At 62.9% G+C, this 19,110-nt stretch carries 16 protein-coding genes; 9 read left to right on the forward strand and 7 right to left on the reverse strand.

Features of this window, described 5'->3' with window-relative positions; genetic code table 11:
• Position 1 precedes the first annotated feature (1 nt).
• The 5 genes from O0881_RS23160 to O0881_RS23180 all read right to left on the reverse strand — a co-directional run bounded on the left by O0881_RS23160 (position 2) and on the right by O0881_RS23180 (position 3,748).
• Positions 2 to 424: a VOC family protein gene (locus O0881_RS23160; RefSeq protein ID WP_099665365.1), complete on the reverse strand. Its 423-nt coding sequence runs from the start codon at positions 422 to 424 to the stop codon at positions 2 to 4.
• Between the two features lie 160 nt (positions 425 to 584).
• Complete coding sequence (locus O0881_RS23165; RefSeq protein WP_289906405.1) at positions 585 to 854, reverse strand: hypothetical protein; 270 nt, start codon at positions 852 to 854, stop codon at positions 585 to 587.
• 141 nt (positions 855 to 995) lie between these two features.
• The gene (locus O0881_RS23170) at positions 996 to 1,511 is read right to left on the reverse strand and encodes a hypothetical protein (protein ID WP_099665363.1); all 516 of its coding nucleotides are present in this window, start codon (positions 1,509 to 1,511) and stop codon (positions 996 to 998) included.
• 91 nt (positions 1,512 to 1,602) lie between these two features.
• Positions 1,603 to 2,280: a TetR/AcrR family transcriptional regulator gene (locus tag O0881_RS23175; RefSeq protein WP_289913266.1), complete on the reverse strand. Its 678-nt coding sequence runs from the start codon at positions 2,278 to 2,280 to the stop codon at positions 1,603 to 1,605.
• 10 nt (positions 2,281 to 2,290) lie between these two features.
• On the reverse strand, positions 2,291 to 3,748 hold the full coding sequence (locus tag O0881_RS23180) for a PLP-dependent aminotransferase family protein (RefSeq protein ID WP_289913267.1): 1,458 nt from the start codon (positions 3,746 to 3,748) through the stop codon (positions 2,291 to 2,293).
• A 199-nt stretch (positions 3,749 to 3,947) separates the two neighbouring features.
• Between O0881_RS23180 and O0881_RS23185 the strand changes: the two genes are divergently transcribed.
• The 7 genes from O0881_RS23185 to O0881_RS23215 all read left to right on the forward strand — a co-directional run bounded on the left by O0881_RS23185 (position 3,948) and on the right by O0881_RS23215 (position 13,732).
• Positions 3,948 to 5,264 (forward strand): aspartate aminotransferase family protein, encoded by a 1,317-nt coding sequence (locus tag O0881_RS23185; RefSeq protein WP_289913268.1) that lies wholly within the window; start codon positions 3,948 to 3,950, stop codon positions 5,262 to 5,264.
• 8 nt (positions 5,265 to 5,272) lie between these two features.
• On the forward strand, positions 5,273 to 6,775 hold the full coding sequence (locus O0881_RS23190; protein ID WP_289913269.1) for a CoA-acylating methylmalonate-semialdehyde dehydrogenase: 1,503 nt from the start codon (positions 5,273 to 5,275) through the stop codon (positions 6,773 to 6,775).
• A 47-nt stretch (positions 6,776 to 6,822) separates the two neighbouring features.
• Complete coding sequence (locus O0881_RS23195) at positions 6,823 to 8,190, forward strand: NAD(P)-dependent oxidoreductase (protein ID WP_289913270.1); 1,368 nt, start codon at positions 6,823 to 6,825, stop codon at positions 8,188 to 8,190.
• On the forward strand, positions 8,190 to 9,470 hold the full coding sequence (gene preA / locus O0881_RS23200) for an NAD-dependent dihydropyrimidine dehydrogenase subunit PreA (protein ID WP_289913271.1): 1,281 nt from the start codon (positions 8,190 to 8,192) through the stop codon (positions 9,468 to 9,470). Before O0881_RS23195 ends, preA begins: the two co-directional genes overlap by 1 nt.
• 122 nt (positions 9,471 to 9,592) lie before the next feature.
• Positions 9,593 to 11,077, forward strand: coding sequence for an NCS1 family nucleobase:cation symporter-1 (locus tag O0881_RS23205; protein WP_289913272.1), 1,485 nt, complete (start codon positions 9,593 to 9,595; stop codon positions 11,075 to 11,077).
• A gap of 17 nt (positions 11,078 to 11,094) precedes the next feature.
• Positions 11,095 to 12,486, forward strand: a complete 1,392-nt coding sequence (gene hydA, locus O0881_RS23210; protein WP_289913273.1) for a dihydropyrimidinase — start codon at positions 11,095 to 11,097, stop codon at positions 12,484 to 12,486.
• 10 nt (positions 12,487 to 12,496) lie between these two features.
• A complete protein-coding gene (locus tag O0881_RS23215) occupies positions 12,497 to 13,732 on the forward strand; it encodes a Zn-dependent hydrolase (protein ID WP_289913274.1) in 1,236 nt (411 codons plus the stop codon).
• Between the two features lie 2 nt (positions 13,733 to 13,734).
• Here O0881_RS23215 and O0881_RS23220 read toward each other — a convergent pair whose 3' ends face one another.
• A complete protein-coding gene (locus tag O0881_RS23220; protein ID WP_289913275.1) occupies positions 13,735 to 15,489 on the reverse strand; it encodes an allantoate amidohydrolase in 1,755 nt (584 codons plus the stop codon).
• Between the two features lie 73 nt (positions 15,490 to 15,562).
• Positions 15,563 to 16,501 (reverse strand): LysR family transcriptional regulator, encoded by a 939-nt coding sequence (locus O0881_RS23225; RefSeq protein WP_034754583.1) that lies wholly within the window; start codon positions 16,499 to 16,501, stop codon positions 15,563 to 15,565.
• A gap of 131 nt (positions 16,502 to 16,632) precedes the next feature.
• On the opposite strand from O0881_RS23225, the gene O0881_RS23230 reads away from it, so the two are divergent.
• The gene (locus O0881_RS23230) at positions 16,633 to 17,865 is read left to right on the forward strand and encodes a urate hydroxylase PuuD (protein WP_289913276.1); all 1,233 of its coding nucleotides are present in this window, start codon (positions 16,633 to 16,635) and stop codon (positions 17,863 to 17,865) included.
• Complete coding sequence (locus O0881_RS23235; protein ID WP_289913277.1) at positions 17,862 to 19,097, forward strand: M20/M25/M40 family metallo-hydrolase; 1,236 nt, start codon at positions 17,862 to 17,864, stop codon at positions 19,095 to 19,097. The genes O0881_RS23230 and O0881_RS23235 overlap by 4 nt, the downstream gene beginning before the upstream one ends.
• The last annotated feature ends 13 nt before the right edge of the window (positions 19,098 to 19,110 follow it).

Here is a 19,110-nt window from a genome sequence, read left to right on the forward strand (position 1 = left end):
CTTACCATGGATCGTAGGTGCCCAGGCTCCAGATATGGCCTTCCGGGTCGCGGCAGGTAAAGCCCCGTCCGCCGTAATCTTCATCCTTGATGTCGAGCACGATTTCGGCGCCCGCTTCGCGCGCGCTGCGGTAGACAGCATCGGCATCGCTGACGACCAGGTAACAGTTTTGCGTGTTCGCGCCACCGACGTCGCCGGGCAGTTTCATCAGGCGGCCATAGTCGCTGTCGATGGCCGGCGCCACCATGACCATGCCATTGCCAAAGCTCAATTGCGCATGGGCGACGCCGCCGTTTCCGTCAGGCACAATCAATTGTTTTTCAAAGCCGAGCGCCTTGCACAGCCATTCGATGGCGGCGGGCGCATCGCGGTAGCGCAGGCAGGGAATGGTCGTGCCGGTTGTGGCTTTTGCAGTCGAGGTCATCAGAAAACTCCTATGGCTGTGGGGGAGTAGCTTCGATTGTTAATCTTGCGTAGCGTTCCGTCTCAATACCATCCATCGGGAGGGGTTTGATGCCCGTCAGTGCTGCGCCCATCCATAGTGCCATAGAATAATCATTGCACTCTTGCTACTGCGCAAATTTTTATTGCGGCGACTGCGAAGAGTTCGCTGCCTTCGTGTCCGCGTCCATGTCATCGCTGTTGCTTGCCCATCTCAGCAGCATGACGAGGGCAAACAGCATGATTGCCAGCGGCAAGATGGTGATCACGAACGCCAGGCCCAGGCAGCATGCCAGCAGCATGGGCCAGGACATGGCGCGCAGGGCGGCCATGCCTTGGCGCGTGTAAGCGCACAGCTCGTTCCAGAAAGCGCTGAAGGAAGTGCTGCCCGGTGCCGAATTGAGGTCTTTCATGCCGTTCTCCTGTCGTGTGGGTGCCGCTGCGTATGCAAGCTGGCGATGAATCCACTATAGGCAAAACCCAGCTGCCAGGCGTCGCGTATGCGACGAATGGCAGGAATGGCGGGCCGAACGGCGACAGGTCGGGACAAACGGTTATTCAAACACCTTGAGTTTCAGCTGGAAACTGAGGGCGCCATACAGGCGGTCCTTGTAGGATGGCACGATGGCGATATTCACGCCCACGCGCTGGTATTCATAGCTGATGGTAGGCACCAGGGCCGGGAACCAGCCGCCATCGCGCATCTTCGGATAGCCGCTGAAGCCGCCAACGACGGCGCCGACGCGCAGCGGGCCCACCTTGATGGGCTGGTAGTACACGCCCAGATAGTTCGAATAGGCGCGGTCGCTATTGTAGAAGCGGCCGGCCGTGACCGAGGCGACGGTGGAAAAACGGTATTCGGCGCCCAGGCCCGGATTGCTGTCGTTCAGGTTCTTGTCGCGCTGGAAATGATACGAATAAAAGCCCGCGTTGAGCCAGGTTTCGCTCAGCGGCTGGTTATCTATCATGCCGACTGTCTGCGCCTGTGCCGCGCCCGCCACTGCCAGCAGCGTCGCGCAGGCAGCTTTGCCCAGCAATGACGCGGTGCGCGCCGATGACCATTGTTTCATGCCTGTTCCTTATCCTGTTGATATTGCGTCGCCATTGCAAACGCTTCAGCGCGCCATGCTATCACTGTCAGATTGTTCATTGGAAATTTCATCACGTGCCGGGCACTGCTCCGGGCAGGGCGATGGCCGCCTGCACCATGTGCGTGAGCAGGATTTCGGCATCCTCGTAATCCTTGCGCGTGAGCTGCTTGCGCTCCAGCACCAGTGCCATCTGTGCTGAAAAATCCGCATACGATTGCGTCATGGCCCAGATGGCGAACATCAGGTGCGTGGCGTTGACGGGCGCGATCCTGCCGGCGGCGACCCAGGCTTCGAAGACGGCGATATCCTTGCGCAGCAGGGGCACGACCCGGTCGCGTATCTGCGCGCCGTACAGGGGTGCGCCATTGATCACTTCCAGCGCATATACGCGCGAAGCCCACGGCTGTTCGCGCGAAAAACGCAGTTTGGCGCCGATGTACGCGCGCAGCACGTCGCGCGGCTCGTCGTGTTCATTGGCCAGCGATTCCATGCGCGCCAGCCAGTCGTCGAGCACGTCGTCGAGCACGCGCTGGTACAGCAGCTGCTTGGATGGAAAGTAATACATCAGGTTTTGCTTCGACAGGCCGGCTCGCTCGGCGATGGTGGCGATCGACGCGCCCTCATAGCCGCTTTCCGCGAACACGCGCACGGCTTGCTCCAGGATGTCCGCTTCCAGACGGTCGCGGTTTTGCAGGCGCCGGCCGCCGGCATTTTTCACGGAAAGGGCAGGGGATTTGTCGCTGGCCATGGCGGATTCTTTAGCGTGGGCGGATCGATTGCAGGAAGGCTTGCAGCACGGGGGTGTCGGTGTAGGCCACGTTGAAGCGGAACCACACCGTCTCGGGCGCGCGCAGCATGAAAAATTCGTTCGGCGACAGCAGGATACCGGCCTTCAAGGCCATGTCGGCGATGATCTTGCCATTCCACTCCGGCGTTTGCACATCGGGCCAGCCGGCGCTGACGAACATGCCGCCGCGCGGACGCGCCACGGGCGCCATGCCCGCCTGCGCCAGGCAATCGATGCTGCGCTCGCGGGCCGCATCGAGCTGCGCCACCAGCCGTTCCACCATGCGCTTGTAGGGCCGCGCGGAGATGGCGTGGTAGACGGCGCGCTCGTTGATTTCCGACGTCGTCAGGCCCGCCAGCATTTTCACGCGTACCAGTTCGGCCACCAGCGATGGCGAGGCGCAAATCGATCCCACGCGCAGCACGGGCGACAGGGTCTTGGAAAAACTGCCCACGCGGATCACGCGGCGCAAGCCATCCATGGCCGCCAGCGACGCGTCGCCGCGCGCCGCCAGTTCGCGGTAGATATCGTCTTCCACCAGCCAGAAATCGAATTGTTCGGCCAGTGCCAGCAAGCGGTGCGCCTGCGTCTGGCTGAGCGAGGTGCCGAGCGGATTTTGCAGCACCGTGTTGACGAACATCAGCTTGGGCTGCGTGCGCGCAGCCTCGCTGGCCAGCGCATCGAGGTCCAGGCCCGCCTCGCCGCGCGCAATGCCCACGGGGATGCAGCCATGGTGGCGGATCAGCGACTGCAGATTGCTGTAGCCTGGGTCTTCCACCAGCACCGTGTCGCCCGGCTTGGTCAGGCTGCGCAGGACCAGGTCAAAAGCGTGCGTGGCGCCATGCGTCAGCAAGACCTGGTCCGGCTCCACCTGGAACAGCTCTTCCGACAGGCTTGTCGCCAGGTGCTGGCGCAGCGAGGGAAAGCCCAGCGGATGGCCATAGCCGCGCAGCCGGCTGGCGGGAATGCGCATGGCCTGGCGCACGGCGTCGAGCACGGTCGCTTCGCCATACATCTCGGGCGGCAGCCAGCCCGCGCCCACGGGCAGGGCGTCGGACACGCCCGAATACAGGTCCGGCGTGAGGGCGTCGATGGCGGTGGGACTCGCGTGTACGGCCGTCTGCGGCGAGGCGGCGATATCGTGGCGTGCGACGAAATAGCCGGAGCCGCGGCGCGACGACAGCAAGCCCAGGTTGACCAGGCGGTCATACGATTCGACGACGGTAAACGTCGACACGCCATTGCAGCGGGCGAACTGGCGCACGGACGGCATGCGCGTGCCGATGCGCAGGGTGCGGCTGCCCACCATGACGCTGATGGCGATGACGATCTGCTCGACGAGGCCGCCCTTCTTCTGGCGGTCGATGTCCAGCACGGGCCAGCCGCTGCTCTGTTCGGGGGCATCGTCTGCGCTGTCGCTGTGCTTCACGGTGGCTCCTTATGCTGCCTTGCACAAAACTGTAGTGGTTTTCCGACCTGTACGGTTGGGATACTTTGCCGTTTGTGTATCTGTGCCGTTGGGGATGGCCTGTCTATTATTACATCAGCTTTTTGCCAACTGGTAAATTATTTTACGCTTCGTCAAAAACGATCCTGGCCCCGCGCCAGCCCATCCCAAGGAGAAGGTCATGAACGAAACAAGGCCGGAATCGATGTCGGCATTCTGGATGCCGTTTACGAACAACCGTGATTTCAAGGCCAACCCGCGCTTGCTCGTGTCGGCCGAAGGCATGTATTACAAGGATGTCGATGGCAATAGCATCCTCGATGGCACGGCCGGCCTGTGGTGCGTGCCCTGCGGCCATGCGCAGCCAAAAATCGTCTGCGCCATCCGCGACATGGTGGGCCAGCTCGACTTCGCGCCCACCTTCCAGATGGGCCATCCGGCCGCCTTCGACCTGGCGGAAAAACTGATGGACTACACGGGGCATAAATTTGGCCATGTCTTCTACACCAACTCCGGTTCCGAAGCCGTCGACACTGCCTTGAAGATCGCGCTGGCCTACCACCGGGCGCGCGGCGAGGGCGCACGTACGCGCTTGATCGGCCGCGAACGCGGTTACCACGGCGTGGGCTTCGGCGGCATTTCCGTGGGCGGCATCGGCGGCAACCGCAAGACCTTTGGCCCGCTGTTGCCCGGCGTGGACCATTTGCCGCACACGCATAACCTGGACAAGAACGCCTATACGGTGGGCGAGCCCGAATACGGCACCCACCTGGCCGATGAACTGGAACGCATCGTCGCTCTGCACGACGCCTCGACGATTGCCGCCGTCATCGTCGAACCGGTGGCCGGCTCCACGGGCGTGCTGATTCCGCCGAAAGGCTATCTGAAACGCTTGCGTGAGCTGTGCACCAAGCACGGCATCCTCTTGATTTTCGATGAAGTCATCACGGGTTTTGGCCGCATGACGACGCCGTTCGCGGCTGATTATTTCGATGTCGAGCCTGACCTGATGACGACGGCCAAGGGCCTGACCAACGGCATGGTGCCGATGGGGGCCGTCTTCAGCAAAAAGTATATCCACGACGCCTTCATGGATGCGCCGGCCGGCATCGAACTGTTCCACGGTTACACGTATTCCGGTCACCCGCTGGCCTGCGCCGCCTCGCTGGCGACCCTGCAAGTGTTCGAGGAACAGGACATTCTCGGCCACGCGAAAGCGATGCAGGCGTATTGGAGCGATGCCGTGCATTCCTTGAAAGGCTTGCCGCACGTGATTGACCTGCGCAGCATTGGCCTTATCGCTGGCATCGAACTCGATCCCATCGCCGGTAAACCCGGTGCGCGCGCCTTCAGCGCCTTCAAACAAGCCTTCGCCGACGGCGTGCTGATACGCACGACGGGCGACATCATCGCCCTGTCGCCGCCGCTGGTGCTGGAAAAACAGCATGTCGACGAGCTGTTTGGCAAGCTGGCCAAGGTACTCAAAAATCTCGACTAAGGAACACCATGAACGATCTCGACACCATCACCCACTACATCAACGGCGCCAAAGTCGACACGAATAGTGGCCGCTATGGCGCCGTGTACAACCCGGCCCTGGGCGTACCCGTGGCCCGGGTGGCGCTGGGCACCGTGGAAGACGTGGATGCGGCCGTGCAGGCGGCCGCCGCCGCCTTTCCTTCCTGGTCCGCAATGCCGCCCTTGACGCGTGCGCGCGTGCTGTTCCGCTACCTGCAGCTGTGCCAGCAGCACACGGACGACTTTGCCGCCATGCTCACGCGCGAGCACGGCAAGACTTTCGCGGATGCGCAGGGTGAGGTGGCGCGCGGCATCGAGATGGTGGAGTTTGCCGTCGGCATCCCGCAATTGTTAAAGGGCGAATTCACGGACCAGATTTCGCGCGGCATCGACGCCTGGTCCATGCGCCAGGCGCTGGGCGTGGTGGCCGGCATCACGCCATTCAATTTTCCCGTGATGGTGCCGATGTGGATGTTCCCCGTCGCCATCGCCTGCGGCAATACCTTCGTCCTGAAACCGTCGGAGCGCGATCCGTCGGCATCCCTGCTGCACGCCAAACTGCTGAAGGAGGCGGGCTTGCCCGACGGCGTCTTCAACGTGGTACAGGGCGACAAGGTGACGGTCGACGCCTTGCTCGATCATCCTGTCGTGCAGGCGATCAGCTTTGTCGGTTCCACGCCGATCGCCGAATACATCTATGCGCGCGGCAGTGCCAGCGGCAAGCGCGTGCAAGCGCTGGGCGGCGCGAAAAACCACATGGTGGTGATGCCCGATGCGGACATGGACATGACGGTCGACGCCTTGATCGGCGCCGCCTACGGTTCGGCGGGCGAGCGTTGCATGGCCATTTCCGTCGTCGTGGCCGTGGGCGACGCGGGCGACAAATTGATCGATGCACTGGCAACGCGCACGGCCGCACTGAAAGTGCGCGACGGCATGGCAGAGGGGGCGGAAATGGGGCCGGTCGTGTCGCTGGCCGCCAAGCAGCGTATCGAAAAACTCATCGCCTCGGGCGTGGAGCAGGGCGCGACCCTGGTCGTCGATGGCCGCAACCATGTGGTGCCGGGCCGCGAGAGCGGCTTCTTTGTGGGCGGCACTTTATTTGACCACGTGACGCGCGACATGAGCATCTACAAGGAAGAGATTTTTGGCCCCGTGCTGTGCGTGCTCCGCTGCCCAGACGTGGTGCATGCGGTGGAGCTGATCAATGCCAACGAGTATGGCAACGGCGTGGCCATCTATACGCGCGACGGCGGCGTGGCGCGCGAATTCGTGCGACAGATCCAGGTCGGCATGGTGGGGGTCAACATCCCCTTGCCGGTGCCGATGGCCTTCAACAGCTTTGGCGGCTGGAAGCGCAGCATGTTCGGCGACCACCACGCCTATGGTCCCGAAGGCGTGCGTTTCTACACGCGCCACAAGGCCGTGATGCAGCGCTGGCCGAATACGGCAAGCGCTGGTGTGGAATTTGCTTTTCCCCAGATGAAGTGACGGTTTCACACTGAAAATCCACCGCAGGATCAAAGAAGGAAAACGCGATGATCGAGTCCCTGAACTATTTGCCGCATCCCGCCCTGCCCAACGAGGAACTGGCGGGCCATTTCACGGACCTGGCGCCTCCTTTGAGCGCGCGCCAGGCCGCCATCGAAAGCGCCCGCTGCCTGTACTGCTACGACGCGCCGTGCAGCCGCATCTGTCCGTCGGAAATCGACGTGGCCAGCTTCATCCGCAATATCCACGACAAGAACATCAACGGCGCCGCCGCCGGCATCCTGAAACAGAACATCCTGGGCGGCAGCTGCGCCCGCGTCTGCCCGACGGAAATCCTCTGCGAAGACGTTTGCGTGCGCAACCACGACGCGGAAGGCCAGCCCGTCAAGATCGGCCTCTTGCAGCGCTACGCCGTCGATCATATGCAGTTCGCGGAGCACCCGTTCAAACGGGCGGCAAGCACGGGCAAGACAATTGCCATCGTCGGTGCGGGCCCTGGCGGCCTGTCGTGCGCGCACCGCCTGGCCATGCTGGGACACGAAGTGGTGATCTTTGAAAAGGAAGGCAAGGCGGGCGGCTTGAATGAATACGGCATCGCCAAGTACAAGCTGACGGACGATTTCGCGCAAAATGAAATCGACTTCCTGCTGGACATCGGCGGCATTGAAATCCGATGTCGCCAGGTGCTGGGCGAGAACCTGCAGCTGCGCGACCTGCATGTGCAGTATGACGCCGTGTTCCTCGGCCTGGGCCTGGGCGCCAGCCGCAAGCTGGGCTTGACGGGCGAGGACGCACCGGGCTTGCTGGCCGCCGTCGATTACATCGCCGCGCTGCGCCAGGCCGACGACCTGGCTGCGCTGCCCGTGCCGAAACGGGCGATCGTGATTGGCGCCGGCAATACGGCCATCGACATGGCCGTGCAGATTCAAAGGCTGGGCGCCGAGGAAGTCACTCTCGTCTACCGCCGCGGCTTCGACGCCATGACGGCCACGCATCATGAACAGGAAATCGCCAAGGCCAACCAGGTGCGCATGCTGACGTGGGCCCAGCCGCAGCAGGTGTTGCTCGATGCGGCTGGCAAGGTGGCCGGCATGCGCTTCGAGAAGACCCGCATGCAGGGCACGCGCCTGGCGGGCACCGGCGAAACCTTCGACGTGGCGGCTGACGCCATTTTCAAGGCCATCGGCCAGAGCCTCGACCCCGACGTGCTGCATGACCCGATGGCGGCGCTGTTGCAGCGAGACGGCGACAAGATCGCCGTCGATGCGCGCTTTCGCACGGTGCTGCCGGGGATCTACGCGGGCGGCGACTGCGTGGCGCCGGGACAGGACTTGACGGTGCAGGCCGTCCAGCATGGCAAGCTGGCCGCACTGGCCATCCATTCCGATTTATTCAATAAAGTGGAGGCTGCATAATGGCTGATCTCAGCATCGAATTTTGCGGCATCAAGGCGCCGAACCCGTTCTGGCTGGCGTCCGCGCCGCCGACCGACAAGGCCTACAACGTGGTGCGCGCCTTCGAAGCGGGATGGGGTGGCGTCGTGTGGAAAACGCTCGGTGAAGACCCTGCCGCCGTCAACGTCTCGTCGCGCTATTCCGCTTTGTACGGCAAGAACCGCGAAGTGGTCGGCTTCAATAACATCGAACTCATTACCGACCGCTCGCTGGAGATCAACCTGCGCGAAATCACGCAGGTGAAAAAGGATTGGCCCGACCGCGCCATGATCGTCTCCCTGATGCTGCCGTGCGAAGAGCACTACTGGGCCGACATCCTGCCCAAGGTGGAGGCGACAGGCGCGGACGGCATCGAGCTCAATTTCGGCTGCCCGCACGGCATGCCGGAGCGGGGCATGGGCGCGGCCGTGGGTCAGGTGCCCGAGTACGTGCAGATGGTCACCGCCTGGTGCAAGAAGCACAGCAAACTCCCCGTCATCGTCAAGCTCACGCCCAACATCACGGACGTGCGCATGCCGGCGCGCGCGGCCAAGGCGGGCGGTGCGGACGCCGTCGCGCTGATCAACACCATCAACTCGATTACCTCGCTGGACCTGGACCGCATGGTGGCCTTGCCCATCGTGGGCGGCGCCAGCACGCACGGCGGCTATTGCGGAGCGGCCGTGAAACCCATCGCGCTGAACATGGTGGCGGAAATCGCCCGCGATCCGCAGACGCGGGGCTTGCCCATTTCCGGCATCGGCGGCATCGGCAACTGGCGCGACGCGGCCGAATTCCTTGCCCTGGGCGCAGGCTGCGTGCAGGTGTGCACGGCAGCCATGCTGCATGGTTTCCGCATCGTCGAAGAGATGAAGGATGGCTTGTCGCGCTGGATGGACGAGAAGGGATATGAGCGCATCAGCGACTTTTCCGGCAAGGCTGTGGCCAATACGACGGACTGGAAATACCTGGACATGAATTACCAGGTCATCGCGCAGATCAATCAGGACGACTGCATCAAATGCGGCAAGTGCTACGTGGCTTGCGAAGACACCTCGCACCAGTCGATTGCGCAGCTGATCGACGCTGCCGGCACGCGCACGTATGAGGTGATCAAGGAGGAATGCGTGGGCTGCAACCTGTGCGAAATCACCTGCCCGGTGCAGGGCTGCATCACGATGGTGCCGCAGGTCACGGGCAAGCCATACATGAACTGGACGCAAGACCCCAGGAATCCACGGGCGTTGGCGGAAACGGCGTAGGGCACGTTTTTTGCGTGCGTTTTATTTGTAAACAGCGGCCGGGCTTTGCGGTAAGCTAGGTTGACTTAAAAGTCGAGCCGTTTCTATAAAACCGATCCTCTCCCAACCGATGGAGCATACCTGTGAACCACGACTATTCAGGCAACACGCAACTCTGGAATGAAGACCTGGCGCCCACCACGGCGACACAGCGCACCTGGCGCTGGTATCACTTCGCCGCGCTGTGGGTCGGCATGGTGATGTGCATTCCCGCCTACACCCTGTCGGCCAGCTTGATCGACAGTGGCATGTCCGGTTACCAGGCCGTGCTCACGGTTTTTCTCGCCAACGCCATCGTGCTCTTGCCCATGCTGCTGATCGGCCATGCGGGTACCAAGTACGGCATCCCGTATGCCGTGCTGGCGCGCGCCTCGTTCGGCACCATGGGCGCGCGTCTTCCGGCCCTGATGCGCGCCGTCGTCGCCTGCGGCTGGTATGGCATCCAGACCTGGTTCGGCGGGCAGATGATCTACACCCTGATGGGCGTGCTGGCGGGCCATGAGCTGGGCGGCGAGAAGATTGCGGGCCTGGGCATCAATGGCAGCCAGTTGCTGTGCTTCCTGGCTTTCTGGGCCATCCAGTTCTATTACATCCTGCATGGCATGGAGTCGATCCGCAAGCTGGAAACCTACACGGCGCCCTTGAAAATCCTCATCTGCTTCGTGCTGCTGTACTGGGTGCACAGCAAGGCCGGCGGCGTAGCCAGCCTGCTGGATCAGCCATCGCAATTCATCCCCGGCGGCAAGAAGGCGGGCCAGTTCTGGAGCGTCTTCTGGCCATCGTTGACGGCCATGGTGGGCTTCTGGGCCACCCTGGCCTTGAACATTCCCGACTTCACGCGCTTCGCCAAGACGCAGCGCGACCAGGTGATCGGCCAGTCGATCGGCCTGCCCGTGCCGATGGGATTGCTCGCCATGCTGGCCGTGATCGTCACGGCAGGCTCCGTCGTCATGTACGGCAAGGCCATCTGGGATCCCGTCGACCTGGCCAGCCGCATGACGGGCGCCGCCGTGCTGATCGCCCTGATCATCCTGCTGATCGACACGGTCAGCGTCAACCTGGCGGCCAATCTGGTTGGCCCCGCCTACGATTTTTCTTCGCTGGCGCCGAAACAGATTTCGTACAAGATGGGCGGCTACATCACGGCCTTCATCGCCATCGTCATGATGCCGTGGAAGGTGCTCGAATCGACGCAGGGCTATATCTTCACCTGGCTGATCGGCTATTCGGCCCTGCTGGGCCCCATCGCCGGCATCCTCATCGTCGACTACTACTTTGTACGCAAGACGCAGCTGGACGTCAAACAGCTGTACCGCGACGACGGTGTCTACTCGTATGGCAATGGCTGGAACATGGCGGCGCTGATCGCCTTTGTCATTGCCGTGCTGCCGAACATCCCGGGCTTTTTGAACGCGGCCTTCCCCACGGCGTTTCCCGGCGTGGCCGAAGGTTTTAAAACCATCTACACCTACGCCTGGTTCGTGGGCGTGGCCATCGCCGCCGTCGTTTACGGCGCCATGATGAAGGGCAAGGCGGCGGAGAGAGTGCAGCAGGCGCCGCAGTCGTAATCACTCAAGGAGACAAGATGACTACACTGATACGTGGCGGTACTGTCGTCAACGCCGACCGCGCCTTCCGCGCCGATGTGCTGATCGAGGGCGACACGATTGCCGCCGTCGGCGAGAACCTGCCGGTGCCGGTCGGCGCCACGGTGATCGATGCGGGCGGCCTGTATGTGATGCCGGGCGGAATAGACACCCACACGCACATGAATCTGCCCTTTATGGGCACCGTGACGTCCGACGATTTTTTCTCGGGCACGGCGGCGGGCCTGGCGGGCGGCACCACCACCATCATGGATTTCGTCATCCCCGCACCGAAGCAGTCGCTGATCGAGGCGTATCACCAGTGGCGCGAGTGGTCGGCCAAGGCGGCCGGCGACTACACCTTCCACGTGGCGATCACCTGGTGGAGCGAGCAGGTACATGCGGAGATGGGCACCCTCGTGCGCGAACATGGCGTGAACAGCTTCAAGCACTTCATGGCCTATAAAAACGCCATCATGGCCGACGATGAAACGCTGGTGAAAAGTTTTACACGTTCGCTGGAACTGGGTGCGCTGCCCACCGTGCATGCGGAAAACGGCGAACTGGTTTTCCAGTTGCAGCAAGCCTTGCTCAAGAAGGGAATTACCGGGCCGCAGGCGCATCCGCTGTCGCGCCCTCCGGCCGTGGAAGCGGAGGCGGCCAACCGCGCCATCGCGATTGCCAACGTCCTCAATACCCCCGTGTACATCGTGCACGTGTCGTGCGCCGAGTCGCTGGACGCCATCACGCGGGCGCGCGCCAACGGTCAGCGTGTGTATGGCGAAGCGTTGGCCGGGCACCTGGTGATCGACGACAGCGTCTACCAGAGCGACGATTTCGATTTCGTCGCGGGCCACGTCATGAGCCCGCCGTTCCGCGGCAAGCAACATCAGGCGGCCCTGTGGCACGGCTTGCAAAGCGGTAACCTGCATACGACTGCCACCGACCACTGCACCTTCTGCGCCGAGCAGAAGGCGGCCGGCAAGAACGACTTCACGCGCATCCCGAACGGCTGCGGCGGCGTCGAGGAGCGCATGGCCGTCGTATGGGATGCCGGCGTCAATTCCGGCATGCTGACGCCGTCCGAATTCGTCAAGGTGTCGTCGACCAATGCGGCGCAGATCTTCAATATGTATCCGCGCAAGGGCATCATCGCCACTGGCAGCGATGCCGACATCGTGCTGTGGGATCCGCAGGGCACGCGCACCATTTCCGCCGCCACGCAGTTCGCCAAGGGAGGCTTCAATGTCTTCGAAGGACGTACCGTGCGCGGCATCCCCAGCACCACGATTGCCGCCGGCAAGGTGGTCTTCCACAAGGGTGAACTGATGGCGGTGGAAGGGGCCGGGCGCTATGTTGAGCGGCCCGCGTTTTCCGCCACCACCGCATAAGGAGTTGACGATGGATGCATTGCGTATCAATGGCGAACGGCTGTGGGCGGCCCTGATGGAACTGGCGCAAATCGGCGCGACAGCGAAGGGCGGCGTCAAGCGCCTGGCCCTGACGGACCTGGACAAGCAGGGGCGCGACCTGGTGGTAGGCTGGGGCAAGGAAGCCGGTATGAGCATCACCATCGACCAGATAGGCAATGTCTTCATGCGCCGTGACGGCACCGACAATAGCTTGCCGCCCGTGATGACGGGCAGCCACATCGACACGCAGCCCACGGGCGGCAAGTTCGATGGCAATTACGGCGTACTGGCCGGTCTGGAAGTGGTACGCACCCTGAACGATCTGAAGATCAAGACGCAGGCTCCCATCGAAGTGGCCTTCTGGACCAACGAGGAAGGCTCGCGCTTCGTGCCCGTGATGATGGGCTCGGGCGTGTTCTGCGGCGCCTTTTCGCTCGAAACCGCGTATGCGGCGAAAGACACGGATGGCAAAACGGTGGGCGAGGAACTGGCGCGCATCGGCTATCGTGGCGTCCAGGTGCCGGGCGATCATCCCATCGGCGCCTACTTCGAGACGCACATAGAGCAGGGTCCCGTGCTGGAAGACGCGGACAAGGTGATCGGCGTGGTGCCGGCCGTGATGGGACTGTCGTGGTACGACTGCGTGGTGACGGGCATGGAGGCGCATGCGGGCCCCACGCCCATGGGCTTGCGCAAGGATGCGCTGCAGGTATCCACCACCATCATGCAGGAAGTCGTCGCCATCGCCAACCGCTACCCGCCGTATGGCCGCGGCACGGTGGGCATGGTGCAGGTCTTCCCCAACAGCCGTAACGTGATTCCCGGCGAAGTCAAATTCAGCATCGACCTGCGTAACGTGAATGATGAACTTCTCAACACCATGCATGGCGAAATCACGGCCTTTATCGACGCCACGCGCACTGGTACTGGACTGGATATCTCTCTTGAGCGGGTTTCCTATTACCCGCCATGCCCGTTCCATCCCGACTGCGTGGGCGCCGTGCGCAACGCCACGGCAAAGCTGGGCTACTCGGTGATGGACGTGGTGTCCGGCGCCGGCCACGATGCCATCTACGCGGCCAGGCTGGCGCCGGCCGGCATGATCTTCGTGCCGTGCAAGGATGGCATCAGCCACAATGAAATCGAGGACGCCAAGCCCGAGCACCTGGAAGCGGGCTGCAACGTGCTGCTGCACGCGATGCTGGAGCGGGCCGTGGCTGTGTAGTCTTACGGCTTGGGCTGGAAGTTGCGCAAAAACGCCAGCAGGGCGCGTGCCGCGATGTCGGCGTCGTCGGCCGTCATGGTTTCCAGCGGGTTGTGGCTGATGCCGCCATTGCCGCAACGGGTAAATAGCATGGCCACGTCGGTGATGGCAGCCATGGCCATGGCGTCGTGGCCGGCGCCCGACAGCAGCGCGTATGGTTCGACGCCGACCGATTCCACGGCTTGCGCCAGCTGCGCCATCAGCCACGGCGCGCACGGCGCGGCACGCGCCGACAGCAGCAGTTCCAGCTGGTAGTCGATCTGGCGCCGCGCACAAATGGCGGCGATGCCATCGAGAATATCGTCGACGGCTGCCTGGCGCACGGCATCAACGGCCGCGCGGATGTCGAGCGACAGGGTGCAGGCGCCGGCGATCACGTTGACAGAGCCGTTCGGCACGTGCAGCTGCCCCACGGTGCCCACCAGCGCCTCGCCCTGGTTGCAGCGCCGCTCCACCAGCAGGATGATTTCGGCCGCCGCGCTGGCGGCATCCTTGCGCATGGTCATGGGCGTGGTGCCTGCGTGGCTGGCCACGCCGCCAAGATTGACCAGGTAGCGCGAGCTGCCGGCAATCGCCGTGACGATCCCCAGCGGCAGGTCGCGTTCCAGCAGCACGGGACCCTGCTCGATATGCACTTCCACATAGCCGAGCAAGTCGGTGGGATCGCGTGCGATAGCGCCGATGGCGCTCACTTCGTGGCCGGCGGCGGCCAGCGCGTCGCGCATGCTCACGCCATCCGTATCCAGTTGTTCCAGCAGCGATACGTCGAACTTGCCCGTGACGGCCGTACTGCCCAAAAAAGTGCTCTTGAAGCGCACGCCTTCTTCCTCGGCGAAGCCGACAATCTCGAAGTGAAACGGCAGCCTTTCTCCCCGCTCATGCAGGTGGCGCACGACGGCGATCGGCAGCACGATGCCCAGGCGGCCATCGTACTTGCCGCCGTTGCGCACCGTGTCGTAATGCGATCCCGTCATCAGGGTTTTTGCGCCGGGTGCATCGGACAGATAGCGCCCGACCACGTTGCCGACGGCGTCGATGTGCACCTGCATGCTCGCGTCCCGCATCCAGTCGGCCAGCTGTGCTGCCGTTTTCTGGTGCGCCGGCGTCAGGTAAGCGCAGGTCAGGTTGTAATCGCTGTCGCTCCAGCCGGCCAGGGTTTCCGCCTGCTGCATGATGGCCGGACCGAAGTCCAGGCGCACGTCGAACAGGTCGTTCAGGCGCAGCTCGGCGATGCGCTTGATCTGCCGCAGCGATTCGGCCAGTTCATCGGCGCGCCGGTTCTTCAGGCGCCGCGCAAACGTGGCGATGATGTCCTGGCGCGTCAAGCCTTCGCCCGTCGGGCCCTTGACGGCCAGGATAAAGGGAAAACCGAACTTGGCGTTGTAGTCGTCGTTCAGTTGCTGCAGGGTGGCGAATTCGTCGGCGCTGCACAGGTTCAGGCCGGACTTGGCCTGCTCGCGCGTCGATTCCGCCGTCAATTGCCCTGCGATGGCGGCCTTGCCGGCCAGCTCCGGGTGGGCGCGTATCAGCCCCAGCTGCTCTTCGGGCGAAGCTTGCGCCAGCACGTGCTGCAGCTCCGTCTTGAGTGCCGTCAGGCTGGCAAATGGCCGGGCGGGTGCCGCGCGCTGGGCGATCCAGGGCGAATGTTCATAGATGCCGTGCAGCCGTGCGATAAAGTCTGCCGTGCTGCCGGCGTTCAGGTCTGAAAGGGTGGTCATGGTTTTCCGATCATGCAAGCGGTGATGATAGCGCCCTGTTCCTGTCTCCATTATATGCGCTTGCTGATAGCGGCTATCGCTGCACCAGCGCCTTGGCGGCCGCGCTGACCTGGTCGCGCAGCCATTTGTGTTCGGGCGCCTGGTGCACGCGCTGGTGCCACAGCTGGTAAAAACGCATGGGCGGGAATTTCAGAGGTACGGTATAAGTTTTCAGCGGCAGCGTCTTTTCATAGAAGCGCATGAATTGCCGGCCCGTGGTCAGCACCAGGTCCGTCTGCGTCAGCATGTAGGGGATCAGGCCGAAATACGCCGATTCCACTACCACGTTGCGCTGCAGGTTTTGCCGTTCGAGGAAGGAATCGATCACGCCGTGGTAGCCGGGCATCATCTGCGACGGCGCCACGTGGGGCAGGCTCAGATAATCGTCGAGGGTCATGGCGTCGCTGGCCGTGCGCCGCGCATAGGCGTTTTCCGCATGCATGGCGCAGATGATGGGGTCTTCGAACAGCTTCGAGATGTGCAGATGCGCGGGCGGCTCGTCCCAGTTGGCGATGACCAGGTCCAGGCCCCCATCGGACAGTTGGCGGATATGGTCGATGCCGGGCCCCAGGCTGTGCAGCACGACGCGGCTTTTCGGCGAGCCGCGGCGCAGCAGGGCCACCACGTTGGGCAGGAACTGGCTGTCCAGGTAGTCGGGCGCGGCGATGTGGAAAGTGCGCGCTTCTTCCTGCGCCACGAATGGCGTCTTCTTGACGAACAGGCTCTCCGTCTGGTCGAGGATGCGCTTGGCCGGATTGAGCAGACTTTCGCCATGCTGGGTTGGCACCATGCCGCGCGCGCCGCGCACGAGCAGCGGGTCGCCCGTCAGTTCGCGCAGCTTGCGCAGGGAGGCGGAAATCGAAGGTTGCGGCTGATTGAGTTTCAGCGCCACGCGTGAGACATTCTTTTCCACCAGCAGCAGGTAGAGGATGCGGATCAAGTGCAGGTCGAGGTGTTGCGGCAGGCTGGACATGTGGCGGCGGCTCTGTTGTATATCGATTTGAATATGTCAAATATACGATATTTTTCATGTGATGGGCGGTAAATCCGTTTATCTTGTGTAGATTGGCACGAATATTGGTTCGGTCTGACTAGAGGAAATTTATGGAAGTATTTGCCTACCTGATTCCGTACGGCCTTGAGTGGCTGAACCTGATCGTCCGCTGGCTGCACGTCATCACGGGCATTGCCTGGATCGGCGCTTCCTTTTATTTCGTCTGGCTCGACAACTCGATCCGCCCGCCCGCGCCCGGCTCCGAGCTGGCGAAGAAGGGCGTGTCGGGCGAGCTGTGGGCCGTACATGGCGGCGGCTTTTACAACCCGCAAAAATACCTGGTGGCTCCCGCCGAACTGCCGAAGGAACTGCACTGGTTCAAGTGGGAAGCGTATTCGACCTGGCTGTCCGGCTTTGCCCTGCTGACGATTGCCTACTACTTCAATGCACAGGCCATGATGATCGACAAATCCGTGGCCGACATCAGCAGCGGCCAGGCGATCGGCATCGGCATCGCTACCCTCGTCATCGGCTGGACCGCGTACGACCTGCTGTGCCGATCAAAGCTGGCGCAATACGAGCTGTGGTTCGGCGTGACGGTGTTTGCAATGATCGTCGGCGCCGCGTATGTGCTCACGCACTTGCTCAGCGGGCGCGCCGCCTACATCCACGTGGGCGCCATGATCGGCACCATCATGGTAGCCAATGTGCTGATGCTGATCATTCCCGGCCAGCGCAAGATGGTCGAAGCCATGGCCGCCGGAAAACTGCCCGATCCCAAACACGGCCTGAAAGCCAAGCAGCGCAGCGTGCATAACAATTATTTTACGTTGCCCGTGCTGTTCATCATGATCAGCAACCACTACGCGATGACCTACCGCAACGATCACGCCTGGCTGGTGCTGGCGCTGATCATGGCGGCCGGCGTCTTTATCCGCCACTTCTTCAACCTGCGCCACAAGGGCCGGGTCGAGTGGCGCTATCCGGCCCTGGGCGTGGCCTTGCTGGTGGCCGTGGCCGTGGCCATCGCGCCCAAGGCGCCCGTGGCGGTGGCGGCCGCGCCGGCGGCGAACCCCGCAGCGCAATTCAAGGCCGTGCATGCCATCATCGCCCAGCGCTGCGCCACCTGCCATTCGGCCCAGCCCACGCAACCGGGCTTCGCCACGGCGCCGGCCGGCATGATGCTGGATAATGAAACGGAAATCCGACAACACGCGGCGCAGATCTACAAGCAGGCCATCGAACTGAAGGCCATGCCGATCGGGAACCTGACCAATATGACGGACGCCGAGCGCAGTGAGCTGGGCGCCTGGCTGCAACAGACCATGCAAGGAGCAAAATGACAACACACGTAGAACAGATTATGGCCTGGATCGACAGCCATTTTGACGAGGAAGTCGCCTTTTTGCAAAAGGTGGTGCAGCAGCCGACGGATACGCCGCCCGGCAATAACGCGCCCCATGCGGAACTGGTGGCACAGCTGCTGCAGGCGTATGGCTGGCAGGCGGAAAAGCACGCCGTGCCAGCGGAGCAGGTGGAAGCGTACGGCATGCAAAGCATCACCAACCTGATCGTGCGCCGGCCGTATGCCGCGGGCGGTCCGACCGTGGCCCTGAATGCGCATGGCGACGTGGTGCCGCCCGGCGACAACTGGACGTATCCGCCGTATGGCGGCCAGATCGACGATGGCTATATCTACGGTCGCGCGACGGCCGTCTCGAAAGGCGATTTCGCCACCTATGTGTTTGCCGCGCGCGCGCTCGAAGCGCTGGGAATTCCCTTGAAGGGCCAGCTTGAGCTGCACTTCACGTACGACGAGGAATTCGGCGGCTTGCTGGGACCGGGCTGGCTGCTGGAGCAGCAGCTGACGAAGCCCGATTTCGTCATCGCCGCCGGTTTCAGCTACGGCATCGTCACCGCCCACAACGCCTGCCTGCAGCTGGAAATCACCGTGCACGGCAAGTCGGGCCACGGCTCCATGCCGGAGACAGGACACGACGCGCTGCAGGCGGCCAACAAGATACTCAACGCCATCTACGGCCAGTTGCCGGAGCTGAAAAAGGTCAGATCCAAAGTGGCGGGCATCGATTCGCCCACCATGCTGGTGGGGCGCATCGACGGCGGCACGAATACCAATGTGGTGCCGGGCAAGGTCGTCATGAAGATGGACCGCCGCATGATTCCCGAAGAAGACCCGGTGGCGGTGGAAGCGCAGGTGCGCGCGCTGATCGAGGACGCCGTGCGGGGCGATCCCGGCATCCGCCTCGAGATCCGCCGCCTGCTGCTGTCGCACGCGCTGCGCCCCTTGCCCGGCTCCGAGCAGCTGGTGAGCAGCCTGCAAAAGAATGCGCAAGTCATCCTCGGCGAAACGATTCCCGCCGTTGGCACGCCCCTGTATGCGGATGCGCGTCTGTATGGCGAGCGGGGCATCCCCGCCGTGCTGTATGGCGCCGGTCCGCGCACGGTGCCCGAATCGAATGCGAAGAAGGCCGACGAGCGCCTGGCGCTCGACGATTTGCGCAAGGCCAGTAAGATCGTGGCCCTGACCCTGCTGGACTTCCTGGCGCAAAAATAAGGTCGCTGACTTT

Source organism: Janthinobacterium sp. SUN100 (genome assembly GCF_030397705.1).
Lineage (GTDB): Bacteria > Pseudomonadota > Gammaproteobacteria > Burkholderiales > Burkholderiaceae_D > Janthinobacterium > Janthinobacterium kumbetense.